Annotated in this window: 13 protein-coding genes; 8 read left to right on the top strand and 5 right to left on the bottom strand. The window is 40.7% G+C overall.

Annotation, left to right across the window (positions count from 1 at the left end):
- Positions 1-39 precede the first annotated feature (39 nt).
- Positions 40-450 (bottom strand): organic hydroperoxide resistance protein, encoded by a 411-nt coding sequence (locus IGK85_RS10065; RefSeq protein ID WP_034872372.1) that lies wholly within the window; start codon positions 448-450, stop codon positions 40-42.
- A 184-nt stretch (positions 451-634) separates the two neighbouring features.
- On the opposite strand from IGK85_RS10065, the gene IGK85_RS10060 reads away from it, so the two are divergent.
- Together IGK85_RS10060 and IGK85_RS10055 are read left to right on the top strand one after the other, a co-directional pair.
- Positions 635-910, top strand: coding sequence for a hypothetical protein (locus tag IGK85_RS10060; protein ID WP_016620494.1), 276 nt, complete (start codon positions 635-637; stop codon positions 908-910).
- The gene (locus tag IGK85_RS10055) at positions 907-1,866 is read left to right on the top strand and encodes an SPFH domain-containing protein (RefSeq protein ID WP_005235198.1); all 960 of its coding nucleotides are present in this window, start codon (positions 907-909) and stop codon (positions 1,864-1,866) included. The genes IGK85_RS10060 and IGK85_RS10055 overlap by 4 nt, the downstream gene beginning before the upstream one ends.
- 65 nt (positions 1,867-1,931) lie before the next feature.
- On the opposite strand, the gene mprF is transcribed toward IGK85_RS10055, so the two are convergent.
- Together mprF and IGK85_RS10045 are read right to left on the bottom strand one after the other, a co-directional pair.
- Positions 1,932-4,478 carry a bifunctional lysylphosphatidylglycerol flippase/synthetase MprF gene (gene mprF / locus IGK85_RS10050; protein ID WP_429972239.1) on the bottom strand — a complete coding sequence of 849 codons (2,547 nt, stop codon included), beginning with the start codon at positions 4,476-4,478 and terminating at the stop codon, positions 1,932-1,934.
- 2 nt (positions 4,479-4,480) lie between these two features.
- Positions 4,481-5,206, bottom strand: a complete 726-nt coding sequence (locus IGK85_RS10045) for an alpha/beta fold hydrolase (RefSeq protein WP_008378615.1) — start codon at positions 5,204-5,206, stop codon at positions 4,481-4,483.
- A gap of 266 nt (positions 5,207-5,472) precedes the next feature.
- On the opposite strand from IGK85_RS10045, the gene IGK85_RS10040 reads away from it, so the two are divergent.
- The 3 genes from IGK85_RS10040 (at position 5,473) to IGK85_RS10030 (ending at position 7,876) form a co-directional block, all read left to right on the top strand.
- On the top strand, positions 5,473-6,498 hold the full coding sequence (locus IGK85_RS10040; RefSeq protein ID WP_008378613.1) for an NAD(P)/FAD-dependent oxidoreductase: 1,026 nt from the start codon (positions 5,473-5,475) through the stop codon (positions 6,496-6,498).
- Positions 6,499-6,698: 200 nt separating this feature from the next.
- Positions 6,699-7,574: a cation diffusion facilitator family transporter gene (locus IGK85_RS10035; RefSeq protein ID WP_005235206.1), complete on the top strand. Its 876-nt coding sequence runs from the start codon at positions 6,699-6,701 to the stop codon at positions 7,572-7,574.
- A gap of 131 nt (positions 7,575-7,705) precedes the next feature.
- A complete protein-coding gene (locus IGK85_RS10030; protein WP_005225698.1) occupies positions 7,706-7,876 on the top strand; it encodes a hypothetical protein in 171 nt (56 codons plus the stop codon).
- Positions 7,877-7,989: 113 nt separating this feature from the next.
- Here IGK85_RS10030 and IGK85_RS10025 read toward each other — a convergent pair whose 3' ends face one another.
- Positions 7,990-8,253, bottom strand: coding sequence for a hypothetical protein (locus tag IGK85_RS10025; protein ID WP_008378610.1), 264 nt, complete (start codon positions 8,251-8,253; stop codon positions 7,990-7,992).
- Between the two features lie 171 nt (positions 8,254-8,424).
- On the opposite strand from IGK85_RS10025, the gene IGK85_RS10020 reads away from it, so the two are divergent.
- Positions 8,425-8,928, top strand: a complete 504-nt coding sequence (locus IGK85_RS10020) for a GNAT family N-acetyltransferase (RefSeq protein WP_008378608.1) — start codon at positions 8,425-8,427, stop codon at positions 8,926-8,928.
- Between the two features lie 14 nt (positions 8,929-8,942).
- Positions 8,943-9,680: a MurR/RpiR family transcriptional regulator gene (locus tag IGK85_RS10015; protein ID WP_008378606.1), complete on the top strand. Its 738-nt coding sequence runs from the start codon at positions 8,943-8,945 to the stop codon at positions 9,678-9,680.
- 23 nt (positions 9,681-9,703) lie between these two features.
- Here the strand turns inward: IGK85_RS10015 and IGK85_RS10010 are convergent, their stop codons facing one another.
- Positions 9,704-10,474 carry a MurR/RpiR family transcriptional regulator gene (locus IGK85_RS10010; protein ID WP_008378604.1) on the bottom strand — a complete coding sequence of 257 codons (771 nt, stop codon included), beginning with the start codon at positions 10,472-10,474 and terminating at the stop codon, positions 9,704-9,706.
- Between the two features lie 170 nt (positions 10,475-10,644).
- Between IGK85_RS10010 and IGK85_RS10005 the strand changes: the two genes are divergently transcribed.
- Positions 10,645-12,036 carry a glycoside hydrolase family 1 protein gene (locus IGK85_RS10005; RefSeq protein WP_429972238.1) on the top strand — a complete coding sequence of 464 codons (1,392 nt, stop codon included), beginning with the start codon at positions 10,645-10,647 and terminating at the stop codon, positions 12,034-12,036.
- The last annotated feature ends 10 nt before the right edge of the window (positions 12,037-12,046 follow it).

The following is a 12,046-nucleotide window of genomic DNA, read 5'->3' as shown; positions in this document are numbered from 1 at the left end:
ATATCCGCCTCTTATCATAGCTGTTTTTTCAACGAAAGTCTACTCGCTAACGGCTTTGACAGTCACTTCAATGTTGCCAGCTGTGGCTTTTGAATAAGGACATACGGTATGAGCGATCTCAAGCAATTCTTGTGTTTCTTCTGTTGACAATCCTTCGATTTGACCTTCGATCTCAACACCCAAGACAAAACTGGATTCGCTTTCTGCGTATAAGGTCACTTGTGCGCTCACCGTAGAAGCACCATCGATTCCTTTGCTGCTTTTCACCAATTCAAGGGCACTGTTGAAGCAAGCACTAAAACCAGCTGCAAAAAGTTGTTCTGGATTGGTAGCATTTTCGACACGTTTGCCAGGTGCAGTGATGTTTAGCTCAAATGAATGATCGGGACTGTGTACTTCTCCTGAACGGCCACCAGTGTTGATCATTTTAGTCGAATACATTTTTTTCATCATTTCTTCACTCCTGATTTTTATATTTTGTACAATTAAATTGTATGCAATTTAAATGAAAAATGCAAGGAATTGGTTTTCGTTCTATTTTTTTTTCTAAAAAAAAGCGGAATCAGCATAAGTTTACTGTTCTCTTGGGTGAAACGTGCTATCATAGTTAGTAACACTTGTAATAGATTAACAAATGAGTTTGAAGCTTCAAATTTACTGCATGAAGGCAAAGAGGGTGAAAATCATCGTAGATTATATGGAAAAACGAGCGGTAGGGCGCTATTTTCGATCGTTGACGGATCATTATTCAGGCTATATACGGCTTTATGGCACCTATACAGAATATCGGGTGATTGCAGGGATTCCTGCTGAAAATGTCATGTTAGAGATTATCGGGGTTGAAAACGGTGTCTTATTGACCCGTGTAAACAATACATTATTTGAAAATGGAAGAGGGTTTTTACAATGATCATTATCCAAATTATTTTAGTTATTTTAGTATTAGTGATTCTGATTTGGCTGATTGCAAGCACTGCTGTGATCGTTCGTCAAGGGGAAGTCAAAGTTGTCGAAAGTTTTGGGAAGTACGTTCGAACGTTGGAACCAGGGCTTCATTTTCTTGTTCCGATTTTGTATACAGTTAGAGAAAGAGTGTCCTTGAAACAGATTCCTTTGGAGATCGAACCCCAAAGTGCAATCACAAAAGATAATGTAATCGTTCAAATTGATGAAGCAATCAAATACCATGTCACAGATGTGCGTGCCTTTGTCTACGAAAATGAAAACTCCGTTGTTTCAATGATCCAAGATGCCCAGTCGAACTTGCGGGGAATCATCGGGAAAATGGATTTAAATGAAGTTTTAAATGGGACTGAAGAAATCAACGTAGCATTGTTTACTTCAATCAAAGATATCACGGCAGGCTATGGGTTAGCGATCGACCGAATCAACATTGGGGAAATCAAAGTTTCGCAAGAAATCATTGAATCAATGAACAAATTGATCACTGCCTCTAGAGACAAAGAATCGATGATCACAAGAGCCCAAGGTGAGAAATCTTCTTCAGTCTTGAGTGCAGAAGCCAAAGCTTCTCAAATGACGATCGACGCCGAAGCCCGAGCGGAACAAACTCAAATCGATGCCGAGGCGCGGGCAAAGCGTGTACGGATTGATGCCGAGGCGGAAGCAGAACGAATCGCGAAAATCACTGAAGCTGAACGCAAACGGATTTTAGCCATCAATGAAGCAATCAAAGAAAGCCAGCTCGACGAGCGCTCACTATCATATCTAGGGATCGAAGCCTTCAGAGATGTGGTGAATAGCAATACCAATACGGTCATTCTGCCATCAAATATGACGGAACTGGGAAATATTCCAGTCGTCAAACAACTTTGGGAAAATGCACCATCTAAATCGGCTGAATAAGTTAAGCACAACAATTGAAAAAGGTTCCCATACTCCGAAAAGAAAGAGGAGTATGGGAACCTTTTTTACTTCGTTTTTTCCGCCGATTGATTATCGACGATCAAGAGGGCCATCATGACATACCCGATCCAACTATCCCGAGAGTATAAAATGTAGCGAGGGGACCAAGAAGCGGCATATTTCTGTTTGTATTCGCGTAACCCTTCAAAAGAATAGAAACGAGAACCAAAGGTGTAAACGAGATAGGCGATCCGCTCTTGCAAGAAACTGCTGCGGAAAGTACCAACGTTGGCTAATGGTGCCATGCCTAAATCAAATTGTTGGTAGCCTTGTTCTTTAAAATAGTCGAATAGCTGAATAAACAAGAAATCCATCGTTCCATTCGGCGCTTTTTCAGGATCGTGGCGCATCAAATCAATGGATGCTAGGCCTGTTTGATAGGTGGGCATAAAGGAAGCGAATGCGACGATCTCCTGTTGCTGATTTCGGACGACAGCAATTGGTGCGGTGCTTAGATAGGATTCTGAAAAGAACCCAAGGGAGAACCCTTTTTCTTTCCGTCCATCTAGCCAGTTGTCAGAAATTTCCTTAAGCGTTGCAAATGTTTCGGCTGAAAAGGGTGGGGTGAGCACATCAAAAGTAAAGCCTTCTTTAGTAATCTTATTGTTCAATGCTCGCTGTCCCTTCATTTTCTTTCCTGAGAGGGTGAAGCTAGGTAGATCCACATAAGCTTTCTCACCGAATTTGATAAAGTCATACCCAAATTCATGCAGCAGCATCACCATTTCTTCACTACTTTCATAAAAGACCGGCAGATAATTCCATTGATCCATTTCTGTTAAGAAAGTTTCCAGTGCCTGTGGAAAGTCTGCTTGCTTCCCAGAAGGATCCCCCATGACTAAACATTTGTTATTAAAGGTCGTAAATTGAAAAAAGACCGTCGGCTCGCCAATTTCTGGATACACGTATACTTTCTTGTCTTTTAGATACACCAGATGGCTGTCGCTGTTGCCACCGTAAGTATTTAAAACATGTTTCACTTTATCAGTGGCAGCACTGACGCCTAATTGGTGTTTTGGTCCCATCAAGTACCGGGCAAACAGCAGCATCGCAATGGCGACGAATAAAATCGCAACGAACCCTTGCAGCCATAATTTTTCAGAAGGGAAAAGCAAAAAATCCATCGAATGGTGATGCGTTGGATGTCGATTGATATGAGGCATATTGTAGACCCCGATAATGACATAGAGGATCGTCAACGAACCAATTAACAAACCATCGATCGTCAGCCATTCCCACGAGAAGACGAGTTGTTTACGGAACAACTCGCTTTTTGAAAAAATCATGATTGCTAATAATAATAGAAGAAACAGCATGGTCGAAAAACGGAAGCCAGCAAAAATAGCATAACCGATTGTTGCTACAATCAACAAAAGCGTCGGCACGTACGCGCAACTGACACGGGCAGATATACCTCGACCGGCAATTAAAAAGAGGTAACCGAGAAAAATACTCGGGTACTGCATCACAAAATTCAAGCGAATCGGATTGAGGTGGGCTAACCATTTGATTTGATCAAAGGCTTCTGGAATCGTGGCGGAGAGCACCAACATCGTTCCCGTCAAATAAAGCAGCAACACTTCGATCTTATGGAATACCTCCAACAATAAGCTTTTGGGGATACCAGAAAAGCGCTGGTTGAGGGAGACGCCGACATTTTTTGAGAAAAAAAGCAAACCGATCAAAAAGGGAATGATGTAATAAAACAGGCGGAAAAGCAACAGCCAAGCAATGACACTTTCACGGGGAATCTGCAGTGAGCCCATTCCCATGATCATCATTACATCAAAGGTTCCAAGTTCTCCGGGAATCATCGAAACGATCCCAATCACGGAGGCAGCGATGAAAAGTGGCAACAATTGAAACACATCCACCGAGATGCCCATCAAGAGACCAGTCGTAAAGAAGGCTGCAAAAACACCTAGCCATTCTAATAAGGAAGCGGCGATCAACTGCAGACGATCACGCCGTTGCAGTCCACCTAAGTAAGCATTTTTTTTGGAAAAACTAAGGGCATAGACAACTGGAAAATAAAGACTACCGCCTAAAAGCCAGATCCAATACTGTTGCAGATAATCTGTCGTTGGACCAAATAAGACGAAGGCTAGTGCAGCAAGGGATAAAATCGAAAGACCAGACATCAGGTAAATAAAAATCTTCGAAATTGCTTGGGCAACTTCTTTGCCTTTTTTTCCTTTGCCGTAAAATTCCGAGCGTAATCCGATGCTGATGAAGCCGCCGAAGCCGATTAAGTTGTTCATAGTGTTGATGATCCAGCTGGTTTCCAGCAAATAACGGCGATCAGGTTTGTCCCCTAATAGGCGGTTCAAGACAATGTCATATAAGACCATTGGCAAGACACATAATAACCCAATGACAGCCATTAATGCCACTCGCCAAAGTGCCAGTTGCGCAAACAACTCTTTTAATTGATCAATGGAGATCGTCTTGCTTAATGAAAGCAGTTCGCCCAACACGATCACGGCTACTGCAATCAAGAAGAGTGTTTTAAACAGTGAGCGGTGGTCGCGGAGCCAAGTAAAGATTCTCATAGTTATTCACCGACCTTTTCTAAAAAAGATAATACTTTCGTGTTAAATACCTCTGGATTCTTTCGTGCAAAACTATGTCCTTGTCCTTTGACGACGATAAAATTGGACTGAGGGATACTGTTTGCAATATAAAATGAATGGGAAAGCTTGATCGAATCACGTTTGCCGACCAAAATCAATGTCGGCACACTGAGGTGATTCAAATCGGCTGTAGATAAACCGATTGGACGAAACAACAATCCCAAAATAGGGAGAAAGCCCCGCATTCCTTTTGAGAATGGGGAACAAAGCCAAACGATCAGATATTGCAAGACACTCCCCATTCGAGAAAAGAGTCTAACTCCCCGTGGCTCAGTATTGCCCGAGTTTAAAATCATACAACTAACATACTCAGGGTAAAGATGACAAAAGACCATTGCTAGATTAGCCCCATCACTAAATCCTAATAGGGCGATTTTAGACAAATTTTCTTGCTGAATGATTGCTAAAAGATCCGTTGCCATTTTAAAAAAATCGATCTTTTTCTGTGTGTTAGTGGACTTGCCATGCCCACGGCTATCGATTAAGTACAATTGATGTTTTTGTCGCAATGCGTCGACCTGCTTTGAGAAATAGGCACTGCTACCGCCATTTCCGTGCAATAAAAAAAGAGGGCATCCTGAACCGGTTTTTTCGTAATAGAGGACAGACCCATCCGGTAAGGGTGCGTAACATTTTTCAACTTCCATTTTTTCACCTACTTTCTAAGAGTATACCTTGAAGTCAGTAGCTATCACAAACATATCACTAGATAAAATGAGAAAAAATAACATTCTACTCATTTTTTCTTTAGCAGATATTTAGGAAAAGGCTTTTTTCTTTACAATGTAAATAAAAATAATCGGCTAAGTTAATTAATTTGTTTTCAGAAAATTCTTTACAAACACGGTTTCGTTGACTATAATCGAACTAACTAATTGAGAATGATTTTCATTTATGGGAGAGAGGCTAGCCAATGACCACTATAGCAGATGTTCTGATTATCGGAGGAGGGCCCACGGGGCTCTATGCGAGTTTTTATGCTGGATTACGTGATCTATCGGTCGTATTGTTTGAAGCACAAGCCGAATTAGGCGGGAAGATCAATTTTTATCCTGAAAAAATGGTCTGGGATGTGGGTGCATTGCCGCCAACCAAGGGGAAGAAAGTCAAAGAACACTTGATTGAACAGGCTAAGTTGTTTGATCCAACGATCTATCTGAAAACGAAAATCATCGAATTGACCAAGGAAGACGATCTTTTTTATGCAGTTGATGACCAAGGGAGGACCCATGTTGGACGCACCGTTTTAGTTTGTATTGGCGGCGGTGTCGTTTCTCCGCAAAAATTGCCTTGTTTCATCCATAATAATGTCGACAACTATATCCACTATCAGTTTCCTGACCAGCAAGCGATCCAAGGCAAACATCTTGTGATCTCTGGCGGCGGGGATGCAGCAGTTGATTATGCGATTGAAGCGGCGTCTTATGGGGCAAAAGTTTCGCTTTGTTATCGGGGCGAGAAATTGAAGGCCCATGAAGCACAAGTAAAGAAGATGAAAGCAGAAGGGATTCAAGTGCTGATGAATCACACGATTGACGGGGTGAATCAAGCCGAAACCTTCAATATGGTTCTAAGATTAAAAGACAGTGCTAACCAAGAAACGATCGATTTTTTATGCGATCATTTGTTGATCCAACATGGCTATGACCGGGACAGTGCCTTGTTAGATAAAGTTTCCTTTGATCTCGCACGTCATGAAGATTTTTATCTCAATTGCGAGATCCCCACAAAAACTAGCCATCCCGGTGTGTTTGCAGCTGGTGACATCCATTACTTCAAAGGCAAAGTGAATCTTTTGGCAGGCGCCTTTCAAGATGCTGCGCAAGCAGTCAACCAAATCAAACACTATTTAGAGCCGACCAGTGTCCCACAGGCGATGGTTTCTTCCCATAATGAGAAATTCAGTGAAAGAAATCGACAGCTGCTGGTGAACGAGTAGCAGCGATTCTTTGTGAAAGAAAAAAAGCAAAAAACAGGATTCCCTTGGGAGTCCTGTTTTTTTGGTAACCTCAGAACAGAAATTCGTTTCACTAGAAGTGAATGTTTGCCACTCCTAAAAAATAAAATCTCTCAAATAAATGATGCAATTGATGAAAATTTCAGCTATTATTTTCAAGTTGACTAATTGGAGGGGATGACATGAATCAAACAAGATATGCAGAATTAAAACAAGCAGAAAGAGGCGCTATCTTAAGTATCGTTGCCTACATTTTTGTTTCCATCGCCAAACTAGTTATTGGTCGTTTGGCAAACTCTGAAGGATTATGGGCGGATGGATTAAACAATGCGACGGATATTGTAGCGTCTATCGCTGTTTTGATCGGTTTGCGTTTGGCTCAAAAGCCAGCAGATGAAGACCATAAATATGGTCATTGGAAAGCAGAAAATGTGGCGAGTCTCGTAACATCCTTGATTATGCTGGCGGTCGGTCTGCAGGTTTTATGGTCCTCCATTCAAACGATTCTACTCGGTGAAACGCAAAGTCCCGATATGATTGCGGCAGTCGTCGGTATCATTTCAGCTATTTTGATGTATGGTATGTATTACTACAATAAGCGATTATCCGCTCGCGTAAAAAGCTCCGCTTTGCTAGCAGCTGCTAAAGACAACCGCAGCGATGCGTGGACGAGTATTGGAACGGCGATCGCTATTTTTGCCGCCTCATTTGGTATCGGTTGGTTAGACAGTTTGACTGCGATCGTGGTAGCTCTTTTGATTATCAAAACTGCCGTTGACATTTTTCGCGAGAGTGCCTTTTCACTTTCTGATGGGTTTGATGAATCGTTAGTCGTGGAGTATGAAGCGGCAATCGCTGGTTTTTCTGAAGTGAAATCTGTTAAATCGATTCGAGGAAGAATGTATGGCGCCAATGTTTTTCTTGATGTCGTCGTGACGATGGACAAATCTTTGACGGTTGAAAAGAGTCATAACGTGGCAGATGCTATTGAAGATCTCTTAGCTGATCGTTTTCAGGTGTTTGATACTGACATCCACATTGAGCCAGCTACCGAATAAATTTTCTGGCAAAACCTTGGTAGGACAAGGATGTAAACCACCCGTTTCCTGTTTGTAAACTGAAAAGTTCTTACGGAACCTGCTCATTCATGGCAAACTAGAGGTAACAAAGGAAGAAAGTAGGGAGCCCTATGAATAATAAGCAGGTAGTAGAAAATGAATTAGTTATTTCTTTAGATAAAATGGATGAAACAGAAATGATGGCACTTTGCCAACAATATATTGCGGCTATCGATGATAGCCAAGTCCTCTTCGCTTTACTGAAAAAAGTTCAAGCCTCTAAAGCAGCAGTAAGCAAATAAAAAAAAACGGCATCTTATGCATTGATGTTCCCCGCAGCGAAAGCGAGGGAGCATTGATCAACAGGAAAAGATGCCGGTTATTTTTCGATTTGTTCAAGTCTTTTAAAAAACTTTTAAAGGACGTTTAATAGTGCGGTTAATCCATAGACGAGCAAAGAGGCTATACCTAAAGGAATAATGCGTCGAAATATAATCTCTTTCAAGCGCTTGCCTGCTTGTCGTTCTTTTTCATAGTTAGAATCATGAGCGTGTGCTTTAAATTTCTGAGGAGAACGAGAAAAGATCAAGCCATTGGTCATCGATAAAACCCGTGTAATCAACACCATGAAGAAAGAAACAAAAATGATTGCTAGTAAAAGTAGTTGTAAGAGTTGCATCGTATTACTACCTCCTTTTAGTAGCCATTTTTTCACTTCTAGTTTACCATCTTTTGAAACTTTTAGGGATCTTTATTCAACGTGCCCTTTCTTTTTTTGGTTCTTCCCTTATAATAGAGATATTTATAAGCGAGTTTCTGTTTCGCACAGCAACAGAGAGAAGGGATTCTTATGGCAATTACACAAAAAATCATTCAATCACCAGAAGACTTCCAAACGTTGGATCGTTTGATCAAAGAAATCTGGCCAGAAGTGTTTACACCAATCATTGGTTTGGATCAAGTCGCGTATATGCTGGCTCATTATCAATCACCAGCAGCGATTCAAAACGAAGTCCAGCAAGGAGCCGTCTATCTTTTACTAATGGAAGGTGACCAAGCAGTGGGGTATACAGCGTATGAAGAAACGCCGCAGCAGATTTATTTAAGTAAATTGTATCTCCACCAATCCACTAGAGGCAAAGGCTATGCCAGCCAAGTCTTTGATTGGTATGAGGAAATCGCCTCAGGCAAAACGTTGCATTTAAACGTCAACAAACAAAATCAGCAAGCGATCGCTGTTTATGAACATCGCGGCTTTGAACGCGTTTCTGAACGCACCGTTACGATTGGTTCGGGATTTGTTATGGATGATTTTATTTATGAGAAGAAGATTGCTGGAGACGAAGGGGCGTAACAAGGAGAAAACGAATGGAACTCACTGCCAAGAATAAGTCGTTCAGTAAGAAAGAATGGCAACTATTTCAATACGTTTTAAATCAGCAAGCAGAAGTCTGTTCGATGTCTATTCGTGAACTGGCTGATACAACAAAAACTAGCTCAACGACTGTTCTGCGGTTTTGTCGAAAATTTGATTGCGAAGGTTTTTCAGAATTTAAAATCAAATTGAAAAAGACGTTACAGAAACAAGGAAAGACTGATCGATTATTCAAACAAGATAAAAAAGCCCTGCACTATTTTTTTGAACGTATGGATGAATCCTTCTATCGAGAAACATTATTAACGATCGCCAAACGAATAAGTAAAGCAAAACTTTTGATCTTAGCCAGTGATAGGGAATCGACACTTGCTTTGAGCTATGCCCAACAAAAGTTTGCACGTTTAGATAAGATCGTGAGCGTAGAGGAAGAAGCAACATCGATTAAATCCGTTTGGCGAACCTTAGGTAGCGAAACCACGTTGCTGGTCTTTTCTAATAAAGGCGCCGATCCATTCCTTGAATCTTTGATCACTGAATGTAGCCTCTCTGGAATTTCAACCATTTCACTGACAAATCGTTCAACAACGTCAATTGCTAAACTATCTGAGCGAAATTTTGCTTATTATTATTCCGATAATCAAGAAGCTGATTCATTGTCCTCACAAATTCCAGCCATTTATTTGGTGGAACTTTTATTTGATTTAGTTACTGATTGTGAAGGCCGCTGAATAATTAAAACTACCTACGCCTATCAGAGAAATTCTTCTGATAGGCGTATTCTTTTGGCAATTTTTTCAATTAAATAGATTGCTGGTAGCTGAGAAGTCAGTTCAATGGTTTTCTCTTTTTTTTGACTAGCTTTAAAAATGGTCTCTCTTTCGATGTAATAGGGCACCGTTAAGTCGGATAACTGGCTGATGGTTGAATCTTCCGTATTCGTGATGGCAATAATCTGACACTCTTTTTGATTTAACTTTTGTAAGTATCGAATCATTTCTTGTGTTTCCCCGGAAATCGACAAAACAATGATACCGGTTTTGCACAATATGTCTTCTGGAAACCAGTCGATAGGATAATTTGAGGGATCATCAACTTTTAATGCCGTTTTTCCTAAGTCAGTAAAATAGAGTGCACCATATTCCGCAATCGTTTCAGATAAACCTGATCCAATAAATAGCACAAAGCTTTTGTTCTTAAGAATCTCTGTTGCTCGATCGATTCTTTCAGATAAAAAGGGTTGGTTTACTCGCTTTAAGAAATCAATTGTTTGGGACTCATCACTATCGGATATTTTGGATTTTACGAGAGAATCTAAGTAAAAGCGCAAATTGATCTTAAATTCGGTAAACGTATCACATTCAAATTTTTTGCAAAAGCGGCTAATACTAGCAGTACTGGTATGGGTCTCTTTGGCAAGTACTTTCATCTTCATTTTAGATACTGAAGCCAAGTTTTTTGATACAAATAGGTAAACCTCGTATTCTAGTGCAGTAAGTTCAGGATTGTAGACAAGAAAAAGCATGATGCACCTCCGTAACAAAGTGTTTTTTTTGTGGAACAAATGACAAGGGATGAAAACGTTCTCTATTTAGGATTATAACATTATATTGATTTTACTTCATGCTATACTTTCGTTGTTCAACGATGTAAGCGATGCTTCGCTTAGTAAAAAAGGAATTGTAGGAGGGCGACATGGCGTATAATTTTTCAAAGAATTTTTTCTGGGGTGCAGCAACGAGTGCGACACAATCAGAAGGAACGATAGCTGGAGACAAGAAAGGAGAAAACATTTGGGATTATGCATCAAAAAACTATAACCATCGGTTTTTTGAAGGAGTTACAACAGAACATACATCAAGGTTTTATCAGGAAATGGAAGCGGATCTGGATCGAATGGCGGCACTTTCTTTTAATTCTTTTCGGACTTCGATCTCTTGGTCACGTCTTATTCCCGAAGGTACAGGGGAAGTCAATCCAGAAGCAGTTGCTTTTTATACCAGAATGCTTGATGGGTTAAATCAAAGAGGCATCAAACCGTTTATCAATCTTTATCACTTTGACATGCCAATGAAATTACAAGAAATCGGCGGATTTGAAAATCGTGAGGTCATCGAAGCGTATCGGGCGTATGCGAAAATTTGTTTTGATTTATTTCATGAGAAAGTTGCGTACTGGTTTACCTTTAATGAGCCGATGATTCCAGCAGAAGCCGGCTATTTGCATGACCGGCACTATCCTTATGTAGTTGATTTTAAACGAGCGGCACAAGTACTTCATCATATCATCCTTGCTCACTGTGAGGCAGTTAAGGTCTTTCGACAAGGAACTTATCAAGGGAAAATCGGTATCATCATGGATGTGATCCCAGTTTACCCAAGAAGCCAACATCCTGCCGACTTAAAGGCAGCGGAAATGGCAGACCTCTTCTATACTCGCTCCCTTAATGAAGCGATATTAAAAGGTCGTTACCCTCAAGAGTTAAAGTCTATTTTAACGTGCTACGACCAAATGCCACGAGTGGAAGAACAGGATCTTGCCTTGATTGCTGAAACAACGATTGATCTGTTAGGGATCAATTATTACCGTCCACGGCGAGTGAAAGCCAAAGAATCATTGCCTAATCCCGAGGGAGTTTTTTCGCCAGAATGGTTTTACGATGATTACGAGATGCCCGGCAGAAGGATGAATACTTCAAGGGGGATTGAGATTTATCCTCATGGCTTGTATGATATCGCCAAAAAAATCCAGTTAGAATATGGGAATATTGATTGGTTTGTTTCAGAAAATGGCATCGGGATTCAGGGAGAAGAAACATTTATCGAAGGGGGGCAAGTACAAGACAACTATCGGATTGCTTTTTTAAAAGAGCATTTAATTGAGCTTCACCAAGCAATGACGGAGGGTAGTAACTGTCTGGGGTATCACATGTGGACATTTGTGGACTGTTGGAGTTGGCAAAATGCGTTCAAAAATCGCTATGGCTTTTATCGCTTAGATTTAGAAACAGGAGAAAAAACGATGAAAAAGTCTGGTCTATGGTTTAAAGAAGTGATTCAAAGAAATGGTTTTTCAAACGAATTTTAGGAGGTTTTTA

This window comes from Enterococcus sp. AZ015 (assembly GCF_050499225.1).
In the GTDB taxonomy this organism is placed as follows: domain Bacteria; phylum Bacillota; class Bacilli; order Lactobacillales; family Enterococcaceae; genus Enterococcus_D; species Enterococcus_D entomosocium.
The sequence above is the reverse complement of the archived record's forward strand: the minus strand, read 5'-3'. Positions and strand labels throughout refer to the sequence as shown.